The organism is Nocardia aurantiaca, from assembly GCF_009708175.1.
In the GTDB taxonomy this organism is placed as follows: domain Bacteria; phylum Actinomycetota; class Actinomycetes; order Mycobacteriales; family Mycobacteriaceae; genus Nocardia; species Nocardia aurantiaca.
Genome location: NZ_WMBB01000016.1, coordinates 102,159 through 126,448, shown reverse-complemented (window position 1 = coordinate 126,448; position 24,290 = coordinate 102,159). Strand labels below are relative to the sequence as shown.

The 24,290-nt window shown below is 66.0% G+C and carries 20 protein-coding genes and 3 pseudogenes; 14 read left to right on the top strand and 9 right to left on the bottom strand.

What is annotated here, in order from left to right; genetic code table 11:
* Window positions 1–15: 15 nt before the first annotated feature.
* A complete protein-coding gene (locus tag GLP40_RS28960; protein WP_154791185.1) occupies window positions 16–249 on the bottom strand; it encodes a class I SAM-dependent methyltransferase in 234 nt (77 codons plus the stop codon).
* Between the two features lie 345 nt (window positions 250–594).
* Complete coding sequence (locus GLP40_RS28955) at window positions 595–1,344, bottom strand: SDR family NAD(P)-dependent oxidoreductase (RefSeq protein ID WP_154791184.1); 750 nt, start codon at window positions 1,342–1,344, stop codon at window positions 595–597.
* Between the two features lie 104 nt (window positions 1,345–1,448).
* Between GLP40_RS28955 and GLP40_RS28950 the strand changes: the two genes are divergently transcribed.
* From GLP40_RS28950 to GLP40_RS35160, 5 genes and pseudogenes are all read left to right on the top strand, one after another.
* Window positions 1,449–1,865, top strand: coding sequence for a winged helix-turn-helix transcriptional regulator (locus GLP40_RS28950; RefSeq protein ID WP_230330037.1), 417 nt, complete (start codon window positions 1,449–1,451; stop codon window positions 1,863–1,865).
* 178 nt (window positions 1,866–2,043) lie between these two features.
* Window positions 2,044–2,262: an acyl-CoA dehydrogenase family protein gene (locus tag GLP40_RS34160; RefSeq protein ID WP_230330036.1), complete on the top strand. Its 219-nt coding sequence runs from the start codon at window positions 2,044–2,046 to the stop codon at window positions 2,260–2,262.
* 32 nt (window positions 2,263–2,294) lie between these two features.
* Window positions 2,295–2,534: pseudogene (locus tag GLP40_RS28940) on the top strand (LLM class flavin-dependent oxidoreductase); the annotation flags it as partial.
* Between the two features lie 131 nt (window positions 2,535–2,665).
* On the top strand, window positions 2,666–3,283 hold the full coding sequence (locus GLP40_RS28935; RefSeq protein WP_407671711.1) for an ABC transporter substrate-binding protein: 618 nt from the start codon (window positions 2,666–2,668) through the stop codon (window positions 3,281–3,283).
* A 12-nt stretch (window positions 3,284–3,295) separates the two neighbouring features.
* A complete protein-coding gene (locus GLP40_RS35160; RefSeq protein ID WP_407671698.1) occupies window positions 3,296–3,436 on the top strand; it encodes a hypothetical protein in 141 nt (46 codons plus the stop codon).
* 90 nt (window positions 3,437–3,526) lie between these two features.
* Here GLP40_RS35160 and GLP40_RS28930 read toward each other — a convergent pair whose 3' ends face one another.
* Entirely contained in the window at window positions 3,527–4,612 is a 1,086-nt protein-coding gene (locus tag GLP40_RS28930; protein WP_196054833.1) for an Rpn family recombination-promoting nuclease/putative transposase, read from the bottom strand.
* Window positions 4,613–4,868: 256 nt separating this feature from the next.
* Window positions 4,869–5,162: pseudogene (locus GLP40_RS28925) on the bottom strand (IS30 family transposase); the annotation flags it as partial.
* Window positions 5,163–5,243: 81 nt separating this feature from the next.
* Here GLP40_RS28925 and GLP40_RS34155 point away from each other — a divergent pair.
* Window positions 5,244–6,221, top strand: a pseudogene (locus tag GLP40_RS34155) (hypothetical protein); the annotation flags it as partial.
* Between the two features lie 127 nt (window positions 6,222–6,348).
* Here GLP40_RS34155 and GLP40_RS28920 read toward each other — a convergent pair.
* The 4 genes from GLP40_RS28920 to GLP40_RS28905 all read right to left on the bottom strand — a co-directional run bounded on the left by GLP40_RS28920 (window position 6,349) and on the right by GLP40_RS28905 (window position 12,953).
* Entirely contained in the window at window positions 6,349–9,405 is a 3,057-nt protein-coding gene (locus tag GLP40_RS28920) for an MMPL family transporter (protein ID WP_230330034.1), read from the bottom strand.
* 141 nt (window positions 9,406–9,546) lie between these two features.
* Window positions 9,547–10,410: an SDR family oxidoreductase gene (locus tag GLP40_RS28915; protein WP_154791181.1), complete on the bottom strand. Its 864-nt coding sequence runs from the start codon at window positions 10,408–10,410 to the stop codon at window positions 9,547–9,549.
* Between the two features lie 34 nt (window positions 10,411–10,444).
* Window positions 10,445–11,974 carry a flavin-containing monooxygenase gene (locus GLP40_RS28910; RefSeq protein ID WP_154791180.1) on the bottom strand — a complete coding sequence of 510 codons (1,530 nt, stop codon included), beginning with the start codon at window positions 11,972–11,974 and terminating at the stop codon, window positions 10,445–10,447.
* 79 nt (window positions 11,975–12,053) lie between these two features.
* The gene (locus GLP40_RS28905; protein ID WP_196054832.1) at window positions 12,054–12,953 is read right to left on the bottom strand and encodes an alpha/beta hydrolase; all 900 of its coding nucleotides are present in this window, start codon (window positions 12,951–12,953) and stop codon (window positions 12,054–12,056) included.
* Window positions 12,954–13,443: 490 nt separating this feature from the next.
* Here GLP40_RS28905 and GLP40_RS28900 point away from each other — a divergent pair, with 490 nt between their 5' ends.
* Window positions 13,444–14,088, top strand: coding sequence for a TetR/AcrR family transcriptional regulator (locus GLP40_RS28900; protein WP_196054831.1), 645 nt, complete (start codon window positions 13,444–13,446; stop codon window positions 14,086–14,088).
* Between the two features lie 53 nt (window positions 14,089–14,141).
* On the opposite strand, the gene GLP40_RS28895 is transcribed toward GLP40_RS28900, so the two are convergent.
* Window positions 14,142–14,846, bottom strand: a complete 705-nt coding sequence (locus tag GLP40_RS28895) for a TetR/AcrR family transcriptional regulator (RefSeq protein WP_154791177.1) — start codon at window positions 14,844–14,846, stop codon at window positions 14,142–14,144.
* A gap of 82 nt (window positions 14,847–14,928) precedes the next feature.
* Here GLP40_RS28895 and GLP40_RS28890 point away from each other — a divergent pair, with 82 nt between their 5' ends.
* The 7 genes from GLP40_RS28890 (at window position 14,929) to GLP40_RS28860 (ending at window position 24,277) form a co-directional block, all read left to right on the top strand.
* Window positions 14,929–15,726, top strand: coding sequence for a TIGR03084 family metal-binding protein (locus GLP40_RS28890; RefSeq protein ID WP_154791176.1), 798 nt, complete (start codon window positions 14,929–14,931; stop codon window positions 15,724–15,726).
* Between the two features lie 78 nt (window positions 15,727–15,804).
* Window positions 15,805–17,406 carry an acyl-CoA carboxylase subunit beta gene (locus GLP40_RS28885; protein WP_154791175.1) on the top strand — a complete coding sequence of 534 codons (1,602 nt, stop codon included), beginning with the start codon at window positions 15,805–15,807 and terminating at the stop codon, window positions 17,404–17,406.
* Between the two features lie 12 nt (window positions 17,407–17,418).
* Window positions 17,419–19,386 (top strand): acetyl/propionyl/methylcrotonyl-CoA carboxylase subunit alpha, encoded by a 1,968-nt coding sequence (locus GLP40_RS28880; RefSeq protein WP_154791174.1) that lies wholly within the window; start codon window positions 17,419–17,421, stop codon window positions 19,384–19,386.
* On the top strand, window positions 19,383–20,144 hold the full coding sequence (locus tag GLP40_RS28875) for an enoyl-CoA hydratase-related protein (RefSeq protein ID WP_154791173.1): 762 nt from the start codon (window positions 19,383–19,385) through the stop codon (window positions 20,142–20,144). Before GLP40_RS28880 ends, GLP40_RS28875 begins: the two co-directional genes overlap by 4 nt.
* Entirely contained in the window at window positions 20,141–21,175 is a 1,035-nt protein-coding gene (locus tag GLP40_RS28870; protein ID WP_230330033.1) for an LLM class F420-dependent oxidoreductase, read from the top strand. Before GLP40_RS28875 ends, GLP40_RS28870 begins: the two co-directional genes overlap by 4 nt.
* 31 nt (window positions 21,176–21,206) lie before the next feature.
* A complete protein-coding gene (locus GLP40_RS28865; protein ID WP_230330032.1) occupies window positions 21,207–23,138 on the top strand; it encodes an acyclic terpene utilization AtuA family protein in 1,932 nt (643 codons plus the stop codon).
* Window positions 23,135–24,277: an acyl-CoA dehydrogenase family protein gene (locus tag GLP40_RS28860; protein ID WP_154791172.1), complete on the top strand. Its 1,143-nt coding sequence runs from the start codon at window positions 23,135–23,137 to the stop codon at window positions 24,275–24,277. The genes GLP40_RS28865 and GLP40_RS28860 overlap by 4 nt, the downstream gene beginning before the upstream one ends.
* The last annotated feature ends 13 nt before the right edge of the window (window positions 24,278–24,290 follow it).

Here is a 24,290-nt window from a genome sequence, read left to right as displayed (position 1 = left end):
CGCCACGCCGCCTCATCAACGCGCGCTGGGCACGGGCACGCACCGCCAGGCGACGAAACCGGCGGCCGGATCGTCGGGCGAAACCGAGGTGAGCACCGTCAGCACCGCGCCGAAGACCTCCGACGGGAACGGCAGCCGCTCCCCGACGCCGCGGACAACCGTAATCCCGTGCGCTCGTGCGATATTCAACATTCCAGGGGCGGGGTCCACCCAGATATCCAGCGCCGCGGCGAACCGGCCACTGCCCACCCCGATTCGAGTTTCGGGCCGCCGCCGACGGCAACCAGCACCCAGTGCCTGAACCTAGGGTGCCCCAGTCCGATCGGCCGACTCTGCGGCCGAAATGGTTCGGGCAACTACACGGACGCAACAAACCCGCAGGTCGATGACCTGCGGGTTTGCCGTTCCGTGGTCCTAACGCTGATCAACCCGAACCACCCGACATTGGAGGGGCCGAAGCTCCTGATCAATATGGTCGGCACGCGCAAACCCGGCAGGACTGTATGAACATCAACTCAACGAGAACCACTAGCGCACGGCCCAGCTACGTCGCGCGGAGTCCCCGGCACGGCGCCTCGCACCATGGATCGGCGATTATCGTGCCATGTCGAAATCGGCGCCCCGGGCAAGCGGATGCGGGCCCGGATTCTCGGGGTGGATCCGTTCGACCCGGTCGCGGGTGGTGTACATGGTCCAATAGAGATCGGCCAGTACATCAGGGTCGACCACCGGTAGGTCTGATTCATTGGTGGCGGAGGCCGATTCAGCGATTTCGCTGCGCGCGATGTACGCGGCTACGGCAAGGGTGCCGATGTAAATCCCGGAGTCGCGTAGTTCACCGTGCAGTGAGTGCGCATAATTTCGCGCCGCAGCCATGATCGGCCCGACTCCGCTGACGTACGGGCGTGGTTGCACGGCCAGTTGGCCGAGAGACAGCAGAAAAGCGCCATCACCACGCGCTGTCCACTCGGGAAGCAACGCTCGGACTATCTCGATGGGACTGAGCAACAACAGCGGAACCAGACCGACGACGGTGGCAGCATCGAGTTCAGCTGCCGGAATGAAGGTTTGATCACCTCCTATGGGTCCGTACTCGGCGATATCGATGCGGCCGAAACGGTTTCGGATCGCGGTGATCAGCTCCGGCATCCGTTCGGGTTCGGACAGATCAGTGGCGAAAACAGCCGCCTCGATTCCCGCCGCCGCCAACTGTTCGGCCAGCGCGTTCAGCCGATTCTCGCGCCGCGCCACCAGGGCGACCCTGAAGCCTTCTCTCCCGAAACGATGCGCGACCGACGCACCCAGTCCGGTGCCTGCCCCGAACACCGCGATCACCTTCGACATGAGCTTCTCCACTTCCTACCGTTTGTGCGAAACCCCAGGATCAGCCAAGATCGAAGGCCGTACAAAAGGCACATCCATGTCCGTACCGGAGGGAAATGTGCGCTATGCAGGACAACCCGGAATCGCTGCCCAGCACGGGTTTCGGCCCATGCGCCGGTATCCCGGCCGAGCACACGGCCTCCATCCGCCAGATCCTCGACCGCATCGGTGACAAATGGAGCTTGCTGGTGATAGCGGTCCTCGACGACGGACCTCTTCGTTACACGGACCTGCAACACGCGGTCGCCGGAATCTCCCAGCGCATGCTGACAGTCACCCTCCGCCAGCTCACCCACGACGGTCTGGTCACCAGAACCTCTTACCCGGAGGTCCCACCCCGCGTCGAATACGCCCTGACACCCCTGTCACGAGGACTTCTCGACCCCGTCACCACCCTGATCGCCTGGGCTTCCAACCATCACGAGGAGATTCACCGAAACCGCACCGGCACAACCGAATCAGCCCACAGCAGGAACACCTGACCCACTGTGTCGGTCACATCGACGTCGAGACCATCGATAATGCTGGTGGTCAGGTCGGCTGCCGACCAGATGCCGACACCACTGTCCCTTCCGGCCCAACCCGATTGGAGTCGACACCCGGGGCTGGACGGCCACGCCGCCAAGCCCGCGACGCCGATGCCGTTGTCGAGCACGGGAATTGGGCCGTACGCGCCTGTTCGCGGCCAAGGAATTCACCACCGCGACCGCCAAGTCGGTGGTCGACACCGCCGTGCAGGTGGCGAGCGCCTCGGCGGTGAGCCGCAGCACCGAACTCGAGCGCCTCTATCGCGATGTGCGCACCGGCCAGCTGTATCCACCCAACACCGACGCGGTCCTCGACGTCATCGGCCGCTTCGCCCTCGGTCTGCTGCCCTGACCGCTGGATCATCCCAGGTCGGCGGTGCCGACTTCCGGGCGCTGGAGGTGCAATCCAACGTGTGGGGTGGATTCCATCGGCTGCGCCCCGGGCCGCCCTTCGGGCTGGTCAGGTCCTATCGCCAGGTCGCCGACCGGCTCAACGAATTGATCGAACTCGGCGTGGACGCGTTCATCCTGGCCGGCGTCCCGCATCTCGAGGAGGCGCGCCGAGTCGGCCGCCACGTCCTGCCACTACTGCACGATCGTTCCGGAAAGGCTTACACCGCATGACCATTCGCGTCGGATACTTCCCACAGAACAACACCCTGTGGGTGCTGGCGCCACCTCGGCATCCTCGAGCAGTCGCTGCCCGAGGTCGAGTGGGTTGATCTGCGCACCCTCACCAGTCCCCGCGTCGGACACTGCCCTCGGCGCACGGCGATCACCTGTTCGACGGCGGCTACGACTTCATCGGCACCGGCTCGACGCCGCCGGTGACAGCGCAGGCCAAGGGGCACGACATCGTCTACCTCGCGGCCTCCGGGCCCCGCGTCGAGAACGGCCGACTGGTCGTGCACGCCGACTCCGGCATTCACGAGCCCGCCGATCTGAAGGGCAAGCGGGTTGGCCTCGGCCACGGTTCCTGGCAGACCACCCTGTTGCTGCCGGCCCTCGAGAAAGCAGGTCTGACCTGGAGCGACATCATCCCGGTCGACGTCTACAACGACGCCGCCGACCGCTTTCTGGCCCGCGAATTCGACGCCTGGGTGGGCTCCTACCCCTTCCTCACCGCAATGGAACAACAAACCGAACTACGCGAACTGATCCCCACCGACGGCCTGTTCAGCCACCGCTCGCTCTGGTTCACCAGCCGCGCCTTCGCCACCAACCACCCCACCGAACTCGCCGCGATCCTCACCGCCCTGAACGCCGCCGACTCCTGGATTCGCTGCCACCTCTCCGAGGCCGCCGCCCTGTTCACCGCCGACGACGGCCGCCCGATCGCGGAGTGGGAACACGCTCTCGCGACACGCCCCTGAGGCCTGCTACCCGTGGACGACGATTTCACCGCCGAGCAACAGCACGCCGCCGACCTGTTCTTCACCAACGGCCTCATCGACCGGCAGATCCCGGTCGCCGACGCGATCGTGCCCGAAATCGACGAGATCGTCCGAGCCTTGCCCCCAAAGTAATCTCGCCCTGAAACCGAAAACGGCCGGTCCGCCACATTGCGGCGGACCGGCCGTTCGGAGTGGTTCTAGCTGGGATCGAACCGGCGACGCTTACTCGGCGAATACCTCGTCGAGGGTATCGGCGGTGAGTACACGCGCACCCCATATCCGTAAGCGCGCCGCCTCGGCCTCACGCACCGCACCGACGATTCGATCGGGCACCGCCCCGAACTTGACCACCAACTGGTCGAGCAAAGCCTCCGCCCGCCCTTCGGTACGTCCTTCGGTGCGGAACTGTTCAGCGGTTGTCATCATGATCTCCTTCGCTCGCGGACCGAGCCGGTCGATCAACGGTGCAAAGCCAGCGACATCGGTCTTACCGACACTCCAAAGATACGCCATCACCTGGTCGAACTCGCCTGGGTAATCCTCGATCAACACACGCAACTCACCCTCGAGCGGCAACAGATCCTGCCCCAGCCGGGAATTGCCGGGCCCGATCTTCAGCGACACGAACAGCACCTTCGCCATCACGCTCAGCTTCCGCGCCCGCAGGGCCGCCACGTCAGCCGCGCTCAAGTCGTCGAGCAGGAACCGGAGCCGCGGCAGACACTCACCCAAGGCCAACCGCATGGCCGGGTCGATATCGAGCAGATCGGACAGCTCGGTGGGCGCGCTCCAGCGATGCCCGCGTGGATCGCAGTGCACCACTACCGGAATCACCACCGGCAGCCGCCGCGCGTGTGGGTTGTGCCGCAGGTAACGGTTCCAGATCGCCACCATGTATTCGAGCATCCGGAACGCCATCAACTCGTCCATGCTGCTCTGATGCTCGATCAACATGAACACGAGGGCATCACGATCATCCCAGCGGGTCCGAAACAGCACGTCGGTGTAGCGTGACCGCAACTCCTTCGGCACGAAACTGCACGACTGCAACTCCATGCCATCCCAATCCAGATGCGCCGCAGCGGCTTCCGGTAGCACCGTCCGCAACTCACCCGCCGCGGCGGTCGCCTCCGACATGACATGCCGAAAGTAGGCATCGTGTGGATTCTTCGGCTGCTCAGCCATATTCGAGCAATCTACTACCGGCATCCCTCGCCGAGGACCGATCCATCGATCCCACGTACTATGCCCGATTCGCCACTCCCGCAATGGGTTAAGGTCGCCGATACCCGAGATCACTACGGCCACTGATCCGCACCCGCGCACCCCGTTCAGCGGCATTTCGAACAAGCCGCCCCCATCCCCACCGCGTACGGCCGATCACAGACAGCAAAGGAGCCGCAGGTCGATGACCTGCGGCGACTGGGTCAAACAGTTCCAGCGAATGAACTCTGCAGCGGATACCGGTTTGTCGATGCCGGAACGTGCCCGATTGAAGGAATTGGAGCGGCGGGTTCGGGAGCTGGAAGAGGAGAATCGCTTCTTGGGAAAATCGGTCTTAGATTCAACGGGTCAAGGCAACGCATTCGGCGGGGGTGCGGTAGCCGAGGCATTTGCGCGGGCGGTTGTTGAGTCGCTCGGCGATGGCGTCGAGCTCGGCCTGCGTGAAGGTCGCGAGATCAGTCTTCTTGGGAAGGTATTGGCGTAACAACTTGTTGGTGTTCTCGTTCGTTCCCCATTGCCAGGGACTGCGCGGGGCGGCGAAAAAGACCTCGACGCCGACCGCTGTGGCGAACTTCTGATGCTCGGCCATTTCCATGCCCCGGTCTCAGGTCAGGGTGCGTTTCATCGCGGCGGGCATGAAGGTGTAGCGCTGGGTCAGGGCAGCGGCGAGGGTCTCGGCGCGCCGGTCGGCGAGCTGCACGATCGTCAGGTACCGGTGTGTCGCCTGGGCGAACGTCGGACTGCAGCGCCGGGAAGCGATGAATACCGCCGTGCTCAAAGTCGCCACCGCGGTGGAAGCCGAGAGGCTCTCCGAGCCGGACGCCACACAGTTACAGGTCGAATCAGCTGTGGTCACTGCCATCCAGGACTATTTGGACGACCGTTTCACCGGAATACCCGATCTGGTGACCGGTCATTTAGAGAATGCGCCGACATCGTTCGCCATGGGCCGGACCAACTTGGCGATGATCGACGCCCTGCACCGTATTTCGACGCGGCCGAGCGGTGGTCCACTGTCGCCGCGAGCCACAGCCGTCATCACGGCCCGTTCACGGTCACATTCAGCCATTGCCTCGCTGGATTGGCCGCCTGGGACCGGCTCGACATCGGCCGCGCCGAAGAGTACTTCACCGCCGCGATCACTGTTGCGCAGCGTTCCGGAAAGCCCACGTACTCATCGAAATTGGCCGGTTCGATGCTGGGCGGGCTGCGCTACGAGCAGGGACGCCTCGCCGAGGCCCAGGAACTTCTCGACGCCGCGGCCGGGCTGACACACAACGGTGGCCCCATGGACTTCGCGCTCGAAACCTACTGCACGTGGGCGCGGGTACTCGCTCTCCGCGGTAATGTCGCGGCCGCCGAGGAGCGGCTCGCCCGCGGCCAGCGACTGGCCGAACAGCGGTCCCTCCCGCGGCTGGCGACCCGGATCGCCAACGAGCGGATCCGTCTCGGTCTCCCGATCGCGGACAGCCTCCGTGAGCAGCTGCTCGGACTATCTCCATATCGCAAGCAGGACAACAAGATCGACGGCCAGATCGCCGAACTCGAGCAGGATTCGGCGATTCGCCTGCTGCTCGGTGAGGGCTCTCCCGCCGCGCATGAGCTAGCCCTCGTCCGTGCGGAGAAACTGGTCACTGAACTCGAGACCGAGCGCCATCCTCGCGCGCTGGTCCGAGCACAGTTGCTCTACGCGCGTTGCCTCCTGATCCGTGCTCGAATACCTCCGGCGGACGGCCGCGGAAACCGGGATCGAGAGGCTCGTCCGTTTCCGACTATCAGTACATCCACGTGTTCGGGCGATTCAGCCACCTTCCGCGTCCTCACATCATTCGGCGCCGGCTGGGCGGGGGCATCGGCCACCAGCTCTTGTGCCCCAGCAGAGTCGCGATGGCGGGAACGGTCAGGGTTCGGACGACGAAGGTGTCGAGCAGCAATCCGCATCCGGCGATGAACCCGGTTTGGACCATCAAGGCGAGCGATCCGACCATCAGGCCGAACATGCTGGCGGCGAACACGATGCCGGCCGAGGTGATGACCGAGCCCGTGCTGGCGACGGTCCGCAGGACGCCGACACGACTATTGCGTGTCGATTCCTCGCGCAATCGTGATACCAGCAGCATGTTGTAGTCGGCTCCGACTGCGACCAGAATGATGAGGACCACGAGTGGACCTCCCCACGCGATGCCGACGCCGAATCCGTACTGGAACACCAGGACTCCCAGACCGAGCGCGGCGAAATAGTTCAACGCGACGGTGCCCAGCAGGTAGAGCGGAGCGACCACGGCACGCAACATCAGGATCAGGATGATGCCGACGATGGCGAATGTGGCAATCGCCAGGTGGGTGAAGTCGGCCGACATCAGGTGCTGCAGATCGGATTGAACGGCCGAGAAGCCGACGATGGACATGGTGGCATCGGCCAGCGAGGTGTTGGGCCGGGCGGCGTCAGCCGTCGCGATGATCATGCGGTCGAGGGCCAGCGCGTCAGCGGAATAGGGGTCGTAGGAGGTTGTGATGGCGAACCGGGCGGTGAGTCCGTCGGGTGAGATGAACCGCCGTGCGAGCTCACCGAATTGGCGATCGTCGAATGCGCTGGGCGGCAGGAAGAAGCCGGTGGCGGCGTCGGATCCGGCGGTGGCTCGTGCGGAGTCTTTCAGCTGGGCCGCGATTCGGCCCATGCCACTGAGCAATTGGAGATTGCTGTCGGCGAGAGCATGCACGCCCGCGGCCAATGATTGTGCACCGGAGGCCATTCGGCGGACGCCATCCTGCAGGCGTTGGATGTCCCCGACGAGATCTGCGGGATCACCGATCGCACCGATCGCCTGCTGCATGTTGGTGGCCGCGTTGTGGATGGCGGCGAGCATCGCGGACAAAGAGGCATCGTGACCGACCTGATCGCCGAGATCGGCGATCTTGTCGAAGAAGCCGCCCTTGTGCAACGTGACCAGCACCTGGATCTCATCGCGCAACTGAGCACACTGCGGTGTCGAGGCGCACCACGATGAGCTGGTGAGCGCGTCAGTGAGTGGCGATATGACGGCGATGGCGGTCGCGGCTTGTTGCGCCAAGGGGCGCAGTCCCGAATCGGAGCGCAGGATTTCGTCCACGGTGGGGGCGGCGTCTTCGAGCTGTTGCAGCAGCGGCTGGGAATTCTGCAATTGCCGACCCGTGGTTTGTGCCCGATCCAGCAGGCCGATCAACGGGGCGAGCGCGCCGTGCAGGTCGGCGTCGAGCTGACCGAGGGCACCGGACAGTTGATCGGCCCCCTCCGTGAGCCTGGTGAGGTCCGCTTCGTGACTCTGGCCTTGGTCGACAGCGTCCGACATTTTGTCGCCGACCTGCCCGTTCTGCCAGGACAGCTGGGCTTGATCGAGCCGCTTGCCGGAGGGACGGGTGACACCGGAAACGCTTGTGACGCCGGGCAGCTGGGCGATGCGGGACGCCGCTTCGTCGAGGTCCGCGAGTCCTTGGGCGGTGCGCATGTCGGTGCGGGATCGGATGAGCAGGAATTCGCCGAGAACGCTGTCCTTGGGAAAGTGGCGATCCAGCAGTTGATAACCCTGGTTGCTCGATGTGTCGGCGGGTTGGCTCGTGCGGTCGTCGTAGCTGATCGTCATGGTGGCCGAGACCCCGGCGAGAGCGAGCAGGACAACGAGGCTCGCGACCAGCAATGGCACCGGTCGTCGCACCACGGCCACCGCGACTCGGTTCCAATGCTTGCGGGACATATCGGCACGGGGCTCGGCGATGCCGCGCCGGGCGGCCATCGCGAGAATCGGCGGTAGCAGTGTGATGGTGGCCAGGAATCCGATCAGCACCGAGATGGCGCAGGCGGGCCCCAGCGCGGCGAACGTGACGAGGCGAGCGAACACCATCGCCGCGAAGGCCAAGGCGACCGTGGCGGCCGAGGCGAGGATGACGCGTCCGATGCTGCCGGTGGCATGCACGATGGCCAGCTCCGGAGCGACGCCCCGCCGCCTTTGTTCGTGATACCGGCTGACCAGGAAGACCGTGTAGTCCGTGCCCGCACCCAAGAGGACGGCAGTCATGAACGCGATGGTGAACTGGGAGACCGGCAGCCCGATCTCCCCCAGCGCTGACAGTACGCCGCGGCCGACCGCGACACTCACGCCGACGACCACCACGGGCAGCAGTGCGGTGAACACCGATCGGTAGACCAGGAGCAAGATGATGCCGATGAGTGCGGAGGTCGCCACCGTGATGAGGACCAGGTCGTGATCACCGGTGGCGACACCGTCGGCGTAGGTCGCGGTCGGACCGGTGACATAGGCGGTGGTCGACGACCCCTCGAACACTGACTCGACGGTCGCACGAACGGCATCGACGGATTGTGCCGCTGTGGGATCGCCGAACGTGCCGACGATTCCGACCGGCAGGAACCATGCCTTACCGTCCCGGCTGACTGTCTGCGCGCTCGTCGCGGCGTCGGCCAGCAGGTCTTGCACGAGCAAGACGTGAGTCTTGTCGGCGCGCAGCGCGGCGACGAGCGCGTCGTAATGTTGCCTCGCGGAAGGGGTCAGCCCGGACCCGTCTTCCATGGCGACAACGATCGAGGTCTTGGCGCCCTGTTCGTCGAACGCCGTCGCCATCTGATCGGAGGCCTGGAACGACGGCACATCGCTGGGCACCAGGTGTACCGATTGTTGCCGCACAACGGTTTCCAGCTGTGGGAACACGACGGCGAGCACCACCGCGACGCCGAGCCACCCGCCGATCACCAGCAGTCGGTGTCGCATGGCGAATCGGCCCAATGCGGCGAGACGCCGACTGTATTCGCCGTGGCGTTTACCGCGCGATTCGGCAAGGCGCCGCGCGAGTCGCGCCACCGCGGTACCCGTGGTGTTCTGTCCCAAGCCGATCACCTCCGCCTTTCGATGAATTGTCAGTGTGAGCGGAAAGCTCAGGTGGCACGCAGCGACCCGTCACCCCCGCTGAGATGAATGCGTCATGTGCACAGCTTGTTTCGCACACAGTTCAGTAACTTCGGCCGTGGCCTACTGTTCGCCGCGCTTCTCCAGGTCACGCAACAGCCGCTGTAGGCCCCGGTCGCGCAACAGCTGTGAGTCCAAAAGGGGGTTGACGGCTCCCCGTAACCATCCGTACTGCTGCCAGCCGGCGGGGGCGATCGTCGCCGGAGCCCGGGAGACGATGCCGTCGACGAGCGAGCGCGCGGCCTTTTGCGGAGTGATCCGGCGGTTGAGCGGCCACGGCAGTTTCGCGTCCAGGCCGCGTCCGAGTTCGTCAGCGTCGAGGGTGTCGTGCGTCATGGCGGTCTGCACCACACCGAAGTAGGCGATCTGCGCCGTGGCGCCGTGCAGCGCCAATTCGATGCGCAACGCACGCCCGAGCTGTTCGACACCGGCCTTGCTGATCATGTATGGAGAGCCGCCCGCTCCTGGCGAGAAGGCCGCGGCCGACGACACCACGACGATGTGCCCCTTGCTGGCGACGATCGGTGCGATGCCGGCGCGGACGGTGTTGTAGACCCCGGTCAGATTGATGCCGAGCACGCGGTCGAAATCCGCGTCGTCCATCGTCCGGATGGTCGCCGGGGCCGGAGCGACACCGGCGTTCGCGACCACGACATCCAATCCGCCGAATCGGTCCAGCCCGTGGTCGACCGCCGCGCGCAATGCCGCGCGATCACGCACGTCTGCGGCCACACCCAGTGCGCGGGAGCCGACCGATTCGGCCGCCGCCCGTGTCTTCTCGGCGTCGATGTCCACCAGCACCACCGATGCGCCGCGTTGGTGCAGCAGGCGTGCCACTTCCAGGCCGATGCCCTGCGCCGCACCGGTGACGAGGGCCGACTTTCCGCTCAGCGCGAAGCCATTCGAGCGAGGCGGGAACGAGATCATGCGAGCTCCTGGGAACTGGTCGATGCGGACGCGCTCACTGCGACGCCCCGGTGGTCATCGCCGCTGGGCGCGAAACCACTTGGTAGTCGTCGAGATTCAGCTTTCGAGTCCGGTGCGCGAACTGCGCTGCGAAGCCGGGCCAGAACGCGACGATGCGGCCGCCCTGACCGATGTAGTAGCTGTCGCACCCGCCGGTGGCCCACACCGATCTGCTCAATTGTCGATCGAGTCGATCATTGAATTCCCGCTGGACCCCCGGCTGGACGTCGATGCTGCTGATACCAGCTTTTTCGGCCGTTCGCAGTGCATCGATGATGTACGCCAGTTGCGCCTCGATCGTCACCACCGCCGAGGTATAGGGAGCGGAGTTGGGACCGAGAACGATGAACATATTCGGCAACCCGCTCACCGTCGTGCCCAGATAAGCTTTGGGATCTTCGGCCCACAGCTGCGCCATGCTCACGCCGTTGCGGCCGATGAGCCGCTCCGCGATCGGGTGGTCGTTGATCCGGAATCCGGTGCCGTAGATGATCGTATCGACAGGATGGTGTTCACCGTCCTTGGTGATGATCCCGGTGGCGTCGATGCGCTCTATGCCCGAGGTGACCACCTCCGCGTTCGCCGCGGCCAAGGCCGGGTAGTAGGTGTTGGAGAAGGTCGGCCGCTTACAGCCGAGCCGGTACCGCGGTGTCAACGCCTCCCGCAGACGCGGGTCCTCGATGCTGCGCTGAATGTTCCATCGTGCCGATTTCTCCAGTCCCACAAGCAGATCCGGATGCTTCGTGAATGGCGGCACCAGCGATTCGAACAGCACCGCCAACGCTTGCCGGGCACTTCGCTGCGCCCCCGGGACGCGTCGCCACAGCCCGCGCGTCACCGGATTGGTGGGGCGGTCCGGATGCGGCATGACCCAGATCGGAGTGCGCTGAAAAACGGACAGGTGCTCCACTCGGGGCTGGATTTGCGGGACGAACTGAACGGCCGATGCTCCGGTGCCGATCACCGCGACTCGGCGGCCGGTCAGATCGTGGCCGTGATCCCAATGGGCGGAATGGAATGCGGTCCCGGTGAAAGTCTCGATACCAGGGAATTTCGGAATCGATGGGGCGCTGAACGGACCGAATCCTGCGATCACGAACTGCGCGTGCACGACCCCGGCATCGGTCCGCACGATCCAGTGCTGAGCGTCCTCGTCCCAGACGCACTGCTCGATCTCGCATCCGAAGCGGATGTGGGGCAGCACCCCGAATCGCTCAGCGGTCCGGCGCAGATACGCTTGGATTTCGGCTTGCAGCGGATACAGTCGGGTCCAATACGGATTCGGCGCGAACGAATACGAATACAGCAGCGACGGGACATCGACCTGCGCGCCGGGATAGGTATTGACCTGCCAGGTGCCGCCGACGTCCGATTCACGGGCGAGCACGACGAAATCGGTGATCCCGTTCTCCCGCAGCTTGATCGCCGCGCCGAGCCCCCCGAACCCCGCGCCGATCACCAGCACTCGCACCCGCTCGGGCAATCCTTCGGCCCGCTGGCGAGCACTTGCGTCCGCACTGGTCATTCTCTTGCTCCATCCTTCGTTAGCTCCGCTACCACGAACTCGGGAATCGTTGCTTCCCAACGTGATAGCGGCTTCGATGTCAGCTTGCGGACGCCTCGGCAGAGGCCAGAACCGCGTCGGTGAACCGGCCTACCGCGCCGAAGGCGAACCGCGCCTCGGGCACCAGTGCCGGCATCATCTGGAATACATGTGTCTGATCCGGCCACTCCTGCAGCTCGCAGTAGGCACCGGCGGCGTGCAGCCGCTCGGCCAGCGCCACCGCGTCAGGCGCGAAGAACTCGGCGCCGCCGTATTGGATCAGCGTCGGCGGCAGCGCCAGGCCGGGCTCGATGCGCAACTCGGCGGGGTGAGCGGTGAAGTGGCGAATCGCTTTCGCCGACAAGGCATGAGACAGAAATGCGTCCCGGCTGCGTCGCTGTGCGGCACTCGCCAGCCCGAGCCTCAGATCCGCCATCGGGGAGAACAAGACCATCCCCAGCGGAGCCAGCGCGCCGATTCGCGCGTTCGTGAGAGCGAAGTCGGTCGCGAGAAATCCTCCGGCCGAATCGCCCGAGATGATGACGCGGTCGGGGTCGTACCCCCGGTTCAGCAACCACTGGTGGGCAGCCACGACATCCATTTGCGCCGCCGGGCTCGGATATTCGGGGGCCAGCCTGTAGTCGACGACGAGCACCGGCAACCGCGTCGCCATCGACAGACGAGACGCGAACCCGCGATAACCGCGGGCCGAACCGGCCACGAAACCGCCGCCGTGCACGTACAAGATTGCCGCCGAAGGATCACCGACGTTGGCGGCACGCACCAGCTCGGCACACACGAGCTCCCCGTCCACCCCGTCGCGGATACGTTCGACCGTCGTGCCGTCGAGCACCGGAGCCACCGAACACATGACCTGGTCGACAATTCGGCGAGCAACCGGCAGCGTGCGCTCTTCGACAGGCGCCGCGGCCGCGATCGGTTGAATCGTCGCCGCCGCCACCGCTCGCAATGTACGCGACCGTCGTGATGCACGGGATCTCATCGCGATCCCCCTTCCCGGCTCGGGACCAGGTCATCGCAGGGGCGGCGACCGATCCGAATCCAATGCCGCCCCGGGCCGATCGCCTGAGCGGAGATCATCCTCCGGCCGCTGACACGGGAGGACGATGCGTCGGAGCACCGTATGCGCGACGGCCGTTCATCGATCGCGGGTGTGTGCGTCATTGCACTCCTCCAATGTTGAATACGACAGTATCCTACATAGTAGGAGACTATCGTTGTCAACATCAGTCGGCGACGAACGCCCAGCAACGAGGCAGGATCGGCACACCTCCCCGAGACGACAACAGCCCGACCTCGGAGTTCATCGACGCGAAGCTCTGGCAAACAGGCGACAGCACGCGTCCGCCGTTACCGGACAGGCCACGGCGCCCCATCAAATGCGGGCACCCTCGGCGCGGCCGCACCCCACCCATGGAAAGCTGGAAGACATGGTCGAATCACGAAACTTTCTCGGCGAGACTCCCGATGAGCGACGCCAACGCCGTAAGGAAGCGCTGATCGACGCCGCGTTGACCCTCGCCCACACCGGTGGCCTGCCCGCACTCGGCGTCCGCAGCGTCACCGCGCAGGCGAAGCTGTCCAGCCGATACTTCTACGAAAGCTTCACCAGCATCGACGATCTGCTGGTCGAGGCGTTGCGCGAGGTCGTGACCGAGCTGCTCGAGACCGGTATGGCCGCCCTGCACGCGAAACAGCTGCCCGACCCGAGAACGGCATCCGCGGAAGAGATACTCGACCGCTTGCGGCAAGGTCTGGATACGGTCCTGGGCGCACTCGTGGATGACCCGCGAAAGGCCGACCTCATCGTCGCGGTCTCCGCGGGCAGTCCACGCGTGCGCCAAGAATTGCAGCAGCTCGTCTATATCGTCACCACCGCGATAACCAGCGACGTGAATGCCGCGGACATCGGTGTCGACCGCACCAGCGCGCTCTTCATCGCCGGCGGGCTCGTCCAGCTCTGCATCGCCTACCTCTCCGGCGATCTCCAGGTCAGCCGTGCCGAACTCGTCGAGAAGATAGCACGGCTCACCTACGGCGCGATTTCGACCGCCGCATCGGATCGCATCGGCTGAGCGTCCGGGCGCTCGCCCCGCCGACCCCGAAAACAGCGGGATGAGCGCCCGGATCATTCATACTGAGCCGCTTGGCAATTCTCGGTCGCCGACAGATCCTGGACACCGGTCACCTCACGTGTACGCACCGTGATGATGGTCCGCATGATCTCCACCATGCTCTCGTAATCGGCGGCGTTGGTGGTCATGACGGCTGCGCTGGTCAGACCACTGCACATGGCGACCAGGGCGCGGGACAGGTCGCGCCGGGAACGCGCGTCCGATGCGATCGTGGGCGGGGCCAGCGCGGCAATGCCGTCGAAGAACGCCCGGAACGTACGCAGCGTCGGCTGTAGCTCGTCGGCCAGCACGTCGTCGCGACTCACCTCCACGAGCACGGTCAGCACCATGGCGGTCAGCTCACGGTCCATCCGATAGAGCTCGGCGAACCCTTGCAACACAAGGTCGATCGCCTCGTCGAACCTTTCGACGCCCGCCATGCTCGACTCCAGGTGCCCCAGTCCGCGCGCGTACACGTCCTCGGCGACGGCCACGAACAGGCCCGCCTTGCTCCCGAAGCGCTGGTAGATCACCGGCGCGGAAACCTTTGCGGCCTCGGCGATCTCGTTCACCGAGACGCCCGCGAAGCCCTTCGTCGCGAAGAGCCGCAGCCCGACCCGCAACAGGACCTCACGAGTGTCGAGACCGTCTGCCGCCTTGGGGCGTCCTGGTCCGCGCAGCGGCGAATCCGGACGTAGTCGCGGTCGAGTGGCTGCCATGGCTCTCCTGGGTCGTGAGGGTATTGCCGGGCATACTATCACTATGTATATTAGCGCTCATTAATTTAACTCGGAGGCGGAGATGGCCGATCTGATAGCTGTGTTGCGTGACCTGGCCGCGGAGAGCGCGGACCTCGATAATCTGGTCGCCGGGCTCGATCCGTCCGGGTGGCGGACCGCGACACCGGCCGAAGGCTGGACGATCGCGCACCAGATCGCACACCTGGCATGGGCGGACGACTTCGCGGCACTGGCCGCGACCGACGCCGACAAGTTCCGGTCGGAGCTGGGCAGAGGGTTGGCCGGCGCGGGTGTCGACGAATTCGTCAACGCGGGCACCGAATTCGGGGCGCGCCAAGCTCCGGCGATGCTGCTGGCGCGCTGGCGCGCGGGCCGCGAGCGTTTGGCCGCGGCGCTGGCCGCGGTGGCACCGGAATCGAAGTTGCCGTGGCTGGGTCCGTCGATGAGCCCGGCATCGATGACGACGGCGCGCTTGATGGAGACCTGGGCGCACGGCCAGGATGTCGCCGATGCCTTGGGTGTCGTGCGGACACCGACCGCGCGTCTGCGCCATGTCGCTCACATCGGTGTGCGCGCAATGCCTTACGCGTTCACCGCCAACGACAAGTATCCGCCCGAGAGTCCGGTGCGCGTCGAGCTGAAGGGACCCGACGGGGACATCTGGAGCTGGGGCGAGCCGGACGCGCTCAACAGGGTGACCGGTCCGGCGCTGGACTTCTGCCTGTTGGCGACCCAGCGCCGCCACCGCGAAGACCTCGCGCTGGTCGCCGAGGGTCCGATCGCCGACGAGTGGCTGAACATCGCCCAAGCCTTCGCGGGCCCGCCCGGAGCCGGACGCACACCGGGGCAGTTCGCGTGAAGCCGATAGCCCGACCGATCCGAATCGGCGAGAGCACACATTCATGACCGGCCTGCCGGCCAGACGATTGGGATTCCAATGACGGTACTACGCAGCACCATTGACACCAATTCCGACGACTATGCGTCACTGCGCGCGGCGATGCTGGACAAGATCGCCGAGATCGACGCCGAGCACGCCAAGACCATCGACGGCGGCGGCCCGAGTTACGTGAAGCGCCACCGTGATCGGGGCAAGCTGCTGCCCAGGGAGCGGATCCAGTTGCTGCTGGATCCGGATACCCCGTTCCTGGAGTTGTCGCCGTTGGCGGCGTGGGGCACACAGTTCCACGTCGGTGCGAGCATGGTCACCGGCATCGGCATCGTCGAGGGCGTCGAATGCGCGATCATGTCGCATGAGCCGAGCATCAAGGGCGGCACCCAGAACCCCTACACGCTGAAGAAGGGTCTTCGGCTGCAGCAGATCGCCGCCGAGAACGGGCTGCCGACAATCAATCTCGTCGAGTCCGGCGGTGCTGATCTGCCCACCCAGGCCGATATCTTCACCCCCGCCGGTGCCACGTTCCGTAACATGACGCGGGCTTCGGCCGCGCATCGTCCGGTGATCTCGTTGGTGTTCGGCAACGCCACCGCCGGTGGTGCCTACGTGCCCGGTATGAGCGACTACGTGGTGATGGTCAAGGAACGCGCCAAGGTGTTCCTGGCCGGGCCTCCACTGGTGAAGATGGCGACCGGAGAGGAGTCCGACGACGAGACCCTCGGCGGCGCCGAAATGCACGCCCGCTATTCCGGTTTGGCCGACTACCTGGCCAACGACGAGATCGACGCCATCCGTCGCGGTCGCCAGATCATAGCGAATCTCAACTGGCGCAAGGCCGGTCCGGGACCGTCGCGCCCGGCCGAGGAGCCGCTGCACGATCCCGAGGAGCTGCTGGGGCTGATCCCGACCGATCTCAAGCGGCCGTTCGACCCGAAGGACGTGATCGCCCGCATCGTCGACGGGTCCCGGTTCGACGAGTTCAAGCCCCTCTACGGCAGCAGCCTGGTCACCGGTTGGGCGTCTGTACACGGCTATCCGATCGGGATCCTGGCCAACGCCCGCGGCATCCTGTTCAGCCAGGAAGCACACAAGGGATCCCAGTTCATCCAGCTGTGCAACCAGACCGACACCCCGCTGCTGTTCCTGCAGAACACCACCGGATTCATGGTCGGCGCGGAATACGAGCGCGACGGCATCATCAAGCACGGGGCGATGATGATCAACGCCGTCTCCAACAGCCGCGTCCCCCACATCACCATCAACATGGGCTCGTCCTACGGCGCGGGCACCTACGGCATGTGCGGGCGCTCCTACGATCCGCGCTTCCTGTTCAACTGGCCCAATTCCAAGTCCGCGGTGATGGGCGGTGAACAACTCGCCGGGGTGCTGTCCATCGTGGCGCGTCAGGCCGCCGCCGCCAAGGGCTTGGAGTTCGACGAGGCCGCGGATGCTGCGATGCGCAAGAACATCGAGGAACAGATCGAGCGCGAATCGCTGGCCCCGTTCCTGTCCGCGCGCCTGTTCGACGACGGCATCATCGACCCCCGCGACACCCGCACCGTCCTCGGACTGTGCCTGTCGGTAGCCCACAACGCCCCCGTCGCCGGCGTCAAAGACGGCTTCGGCGTGTTCCGAATGTGAGGTAGTGAAAATATGATTCGCCGACTTCTGGTCGCCAACCGGGGCGAGATCGCCTGCCGGATCTTCCGGACCTGCCGCGACCTCGGCATCTCGACCGTCGCGGTGTTCTCCGACGCCGACGCCGCCGCCGCGCATGTGGAACAGGCCGATACCGCCGTATGGCTTCCCGGCAACACGCCGGCCGAGACCTATCTGCGCGCCGACCTTCTCATCGAAGCCGCTCGGCGCACCGACGCCGACGCCATCCATCCCGGATACGGATTCCTCTCCGAGAACGCCGAATTCGCGCAGGCGGTGATCGATGCCGGGCTGACCTGGGTCGGTCCGCCGCCAGCGGCGATCGAGACGATGGGCTCGAAGATCCGCTCCAAGAAGCTCATGGACGACGCCGGGGTTCCCGTGCTGACCGAACTCGAGCCCGCCGCGGTCACCGACGACCAACTGCCGGTGCTCGTCAAGGCATCCGCGGGCGGCGGCGGGCGCGGCATGCGGGTCGCCCGCTCGCTGGCCGAGCTGCCCGACACGGTGGCCGCAGCCAGTTCCGAGGCCGCCTCCGCGTTCGGCGACCCCACTGTGTTCTGCGAGCCGTATCTGGAGCGCGGTCGCCACATCGAGGTGCAGATCCTCGCCGACGAGCACGGCACCACCTGGGCGCTGGGCGAGCGGGAGTGTTCCATCCAACGCCGCCACCAGAAGATCATCGAGGAGACGCCGTCGCCGATGGTCGACCCCGAGATGCGCGAAAGGCTCTGCGGCGCAGCGGTAGCCGCGGCCGAAGCGGTCGGCTACGTCGGCGCGGGCACCGTGGAATTCCTGGCCACCGAGGCGGGCCGGTTCTACTTCCTCGAGATGAACACCCGCCTGCAGGTGGAGCATCCGGTCACCGAATGCGTCACCGGACTGGATCTGGTGGCCTGGCAGCTGCGGATCGCCCTCGGCGAGCCCCTCCCCCAGGACGGCCCACCGCCGTTCGACGGCCACTCGATCGAGGCCCGGCTGTATGCCGAGGATCCCGCGCACGACTGGCAGCCCACCGCCGGCCATCTCCACCGTTTCGAATTCCCTAGCCCCGCTGCGTGTTTCGACCGTCCGCAGCGTTACGGACTGCGCGTCGATGCCGGGTATCGCAGCGGCGACACCGTCAGCACCCATTACGACGCCATGCTGGCCAAGGTGATCACCTGGGCGCCCAATCGCGGTGAAGCCATCGCGAGGCTGGCCGGAGCTCTGGGGGAAGCCCACCTGCACGGTGTCACCACCAACCGGGACCTGCTGGTGCGGCTGCTGCACCACGAGGAGTTCCGCGCAGGTGATTTCGACACCTCCTTCTTCGGCCGCCACGGCCTGGAGACACTCGCGAGCCCACTGGCCACGCCCGAGGTGCAGCGCCTGTGCGCCGCAGCCGCCGCGCTCTCCGACGCCGCGGTCAACCGCACGAAGGTCGCGGATCTGGCCGGGTTGCCATCAGCGTGGCGCAATGTGCCCGCGGTCCCCCAGCGCAAGGAATATGCCGTCGGCGCGACCACCATCGCCATCGAGTACCAGTGGACCCGTGGCGGCATACAGCTCGAGGGATTCGACAGGCTACGGGTCGTCGATTTCGGCCCCGCGCTGGTCACTCTCGAAGTCGACGGTCTGCGAACCACTTTCACGGTGGCGACCTACCCCGACCGGGTCTGCGTGGACTGCTCTGCCGGTGCGGTGACGCTCGAGCGCATCAACCGATTCCCCGATCCGGCCGAACAGCACGCCGCGGGCACCCTGCTCGCGCCGATGCCCGGCACCGTCACCGCGCTGCACGCCGCCGATGGCGATGCCGTCAGCAACGGCGATCCGCTCATCACGCTGGAAGCGATGAAGATGCACCACACCATCTCCGCCTCCGACGACGGCATCGCCGAGATCAAGGTGGTGGTGGGCCAGCAGGTCGACGCCGGCGCCATCCTCGCCATCGTCGCCGAGAGGACGGATGAGTCATGACCGAGCTCGTCCATCTGAGTATCGAAAAAGGCGTAGCCACGATCACTTTGGACTCGCCGCACAATCGAAACGCGTTGAGTCGTCAGCTCACCGAGGAGCTGTCCGCTCACTTGGCGACAGCCACCGGCGACGACACGACCCGGTTCGTGGTGCTCACGCACACCGGTACCGTGTTCTGCTCGGGCGCCGACCTGTCCGAATCATCCAACGGTGACGCCTCGACCGGGACCCGGGCCGCGCTGGGCCTGTTCCACCAGATCATCGACGCCCCGCAGCCCGTCATCGCGGTGCTGCGGGGGCCCGTGCGGGCGGGCGGAACCGGACTGGTCGCCGCCGCCGACGTCGCGCTGGTCGCCGATCACGTCGACTTCGCCTTCGCGGAGGTCGCGATCGGGGTGGCGCCGGCGATCATCTCGATTCCGTTGCTGGCCAAGATCGATGCCCGCGCCGCAGCCCGCTATTTCCTGTCGGCCGCGCGCTTCGATGCCGACGAGGCCGTCCGGATCGGGCTCATCACCGAGGCCGTACCGGAATCCGATGTCGACACGCGCCTCGCGGAGATGCTCGCAGGCTTCCGCCGGACAGCGCCCAGAGCGGTGGCCGCGACCAAACGGCTGCTGAACCGCGCGCTGCGCGCCGACCTCGACGCCTACGGCCCGGAGATGGTGACGCTGTCGACGCAACTCTTCACCGGGGAGGAAGCACGCGCGGGCATGCACGCCTTCCTGCGCAAGACCGCGCCACCGTGGGCGAAATGAACAAGAAGCGAGTCGACATGAACATCGGGTTCTCGATCCCCGATCCGGCACTCATCACCCCTGCGACCATCGCCGAGATCGAAGCGATGGGCGTGGAGTCCATTTGGGTGCCGGAAGCCTACGGATTCGATTGCCTGACACCGCTGGCATGGTTCGGGGCCACCTCCAGTCGACTCCGCCTGGGGACCTCGATCGTGCAGATGGCCGCGCGCACACCCACCGCCACCGCTATGGCCGCGATGACTCTCGACCACCTGTCCGGCGGCAGGTTCGCCTTGGGCCTGGGCGCATCCGGACCGCAGGTGGTCGAGGGCTGGTACGGCCAGCCCTACGAGCGGCCACTGGCGCGCACCCGCGAGTACGTCGACATCGTGCGCGCGGTGATCGCCCGCGAGCAGCCGCTGCGGTACGCGGGCGAGTTCTATCAGCACCCCCTGCCCGGCGGCACGGGACTTGGCAAGGCGCTCAAAAGCATCGCGCACCCGTTGCGCCCCGATCTGCCGGTGTTGCTGGCGGCCGAGGGACCCAAGAATGTCGCGCTCGCCGCCGAAATCGCCGACGGGTGGATCGCGATGCTGCTCGGACCGCGCAACGAGCCCTTCTACCGGGCCGCTCTCGAGGAGGGGTTCGCGCGACGCAGCGCTCGCCGACCCGCCGCGGAGTTCGAGGTCATCAACCCCGTCCCGGTGGTCGTGGACGACGACGTCGAGGCGGCGGCGGACCCGGTGCGCGAGTTTCTGGCCCTCTACGTCGGCGGGATGGGCGCCAAGGGCAAGAACTTCCACTTCGATGTGATGGCGCGGATGGGTTACGAAGACATCGCGCACAAGGTCCAATCGCTGTATCTGGACGGTCACAAGAACGAGGCCGCCGCGGCGATCCCCACCGCGATGGTCGAAGAGATCGCTCTCGTCGGTCCACCCGCCAAGATCCGCGATGATCTGCGGGCCCGTCAGGACACCCTCACCACCACCCTCGTCGTCCAAGGGGACCTGCGCGCGCTGCGCACCGTCGTCGAATGCCTGGCTTGATCGCCGGAACTCGAAAGGCAACCGAGGCCCAATGACTCACTACGCACACAGTCAGCCGTGGTGGTTCCCGTTGCGGCCCGATAGATCCGACTCGGAAGGAGCCGACATGAACGACTGGAGCGTGAACATCGGCGGCGCGGCCGGTATGTGGGGTGATTCGTATCTGGCGACCCCCCAGTTGCTGGCCGACGGCCGCTGCGACTACCTGATCTACGACGCGCTGGCCGAGATCACGATGGCCATCCTGACCAAGGCACGCATGAGGGATCCGGACCAGGGGTACGCGCACGACATCATCTCGACCATCGGCGCGAACCTGCGTCAGATGCGGGACTCGGGTGTCAAGGTCGTCACGAACGCGGGCGGCGTCAACCCGCGGGCCGCCGCCGCGCGGCTGCGCGCGCTCGCGGCCGAGTCCGGTGTCGAGGTCCGCGTCGCCGCCGTCGATGGCGATGACCTGATGCCGCGGCTGGACCGGTTGCGGGAACTCGACATTCGCGAGATGGGTCGCGGCACCGCGATCCCGGACCGCCCGATCAGCATGAACGCGTATCTGGGGGCTAGGCCGATCGCGGCCGCGCTGGCCGCCGGAGCAGAGGTGGTGATCACCGGCCGCTGCGTCGACAGCGCATTGACACTTGGTCCGCTGATCCATGAATATGGTTGGGGTCCAGAGGAATTCGATGTGCTTTCCGGCGGCAGCCTGGCCGGGCATCTGATCGAATGCGGCCCCCAGGCCACCGGTGGCCTGCTCACCGACTGGGAAGACACGCCCAGTTGGGTCAACAGCGGGTTCCCGATCGCGATGGTGCGCGCCGACGGGAGCTTCGAGATCACCGCGCCCGTCGGCACCGACGCGGTGGTCGACCGGCGGACGGTCATCGAGCAGATGCTCTACGAGATCGGCGACCCGGCCGCCTACCTGCTGCCCGACGTCACCTGTGACTGGACTCAGGTGGTGGTCGGCGAGATCGGGCGCAATCGGGTCGAGGTGAGCGGTGCGCGTGGTGTCGCGCCGACCGCGACATTGAAGGCGTGTGCCCAGGTGTTCGACGGTCACCGGACTCAGGTGCAGTTTTTCCTCGGTGGACGCGATGCGGCACGCCGCGGCCGCCGGGCTGCCCAGGATCTGCTGACTCGCACTCGTAAGATGTTCGCCGACAGGGGTTTCACCGATTTTCGCGACACTCTCGTCGAGGTCGTCGGCGCCGAGGACACCTACGGCGCCAATGCCCAGGAACTCACGCCACGTGAGGTGTGGGTGCGCATCGCGGTCCATCACGACAACCCAGCCGCGTTGACGGCGTTCGTGCGTGAATTCCCGTCGATCGGAGTGGGCGGCCCATGCGGGATGGGCGGGGTGGGTGGCGGGTTGCCCAAGCCGTCACCGGTGCTGCGATTGGAATCGTTCCTCGTTCCTCGCGACCTCGTGGCTGCCGAGATCACTGTCGATGGTCAACTGCTGGACTCCGAGTGGGGCGACGTGCCCGAATCGCTGTGCGTTCAGGACGGTCCCCGTGGCAGCGATATCGATACGGACCTGCCCGTCGAAGCGGGTGTCGAGCTGCCGTTGATCGCGATCGCGTACGGCCGCAGCGGCGACAAAGGCGACAACGTCAACATCGGCATCGCCGCCCGGCACCCCGACTTCGAACCCCTCATCCACGCCCAGCTCACCGTCGGCAGGGTCGGTGTGTATCTGAACCACCTGGGCGCCACGCACATCGAACGGTTCATGCTGCCCGGCAGTCACTCCGTGAACTTCCTGCTGCACAACGGACTCGGTGGCGGCGGCGCTGCCTCGCTGCGCATCGACCCGCAGGGCAAAGCAGCCGCCCAACAGCTTCTCGACCTGCACATCAACATTCCGGCCGCGATGCTGGCGCATCCGGCCCTCGCGCCCATTCCCGAAGTCGTCACGGCGCGGAGTCGACGATCAACGACACCCAAGGAATCACAATGAAATTCACCGCTGAACACGACGCGTTCCGCGCGACCGTCCGCAGGTACATCGAGGAGCGGATCAACCCGCACGCCGACGAGTGGGAACGCGCCGGAATGATGCCGCTCCACGAAATCTTCAAGGAGATGGCCGATCTCGGCATGCTCGGCCTGGAGTACGACCCGGCCTACGGCGGCCAAGGGGCCGACCACTCGTACACCGTCGTGCTCGGCGAGGAGATGGGCCGGTGTGCGATCGGCGCCTTCGGCCTGGCGTTGGGCGTGCAGGTCTCGATGGCCACGCCGTCGCTGCACGCGCACGGCAGCGACGAGCTGAAGGCCGCCTATCTCGCGCCGGCGATGAGCGGGGAAATGGTGGCCGCGATCGGGGTCACCGAGCCCGACGCCGGCTCGGACGTGGCCGGAATCCGCACCCGTGCGCGCCGAGACGGCGACGACTGGGTGATCGACGGCACCAAGATGTACATCACCAACGGCATCCAGGCCGATTGGGTCTGTGTGCTGGCACGCACCTCCGATGAGGGGGGCTACCGGGGCATGAGCCAGATCATCGTGCCCACCGACACGCCCGGTTTCTGCGCCGAGAAGCTCGACAAGCTGGGCATGCGGGCATCCGACACCGGCTTGCTGACCTTCGACGGCGTGCGGGTCCCCGTCGCCAACACGATCGGCGAGATCGGCCGTGGGTTTCAGCAGCAGATGGTGCAGTTCGTCGTCGAGCGCACTTGGGGTGTCTACAACGTCCACGTGGCCTGCACCGAGGCGTTGCAGCGCACCAAAGCCTATGCGCTGCAACGTAAGGTGTTCGGCGCGCCGCTGGCGGCGAACCAGTACCTGCAGTACACCTATGCCGAGCTCGCCGCCGAAGTCGACCTGCTGCGCGAGTACGGCTATGCGATGGTCGACGCGCACATGGCCGGGGAGAACATCACCCGCATGGCCACCATCGCCAAGCTCAAAGCCTGTCGCCTGATTCGTCAGGTCGGCGACTGGTGCCTGCAAGTGCACGGTGGCATCGGCTACATGGAGGAGACCTGGACCTCGAGGTTCGTTCGCGACCAGCGGTTGCCCAGCATCGGCGGCGGCGCCGACGAAGTCATGCTCCGAGTCCTGTCGAGTATGGATGGATTCACCGCCTGAGCGGACCCCGCTG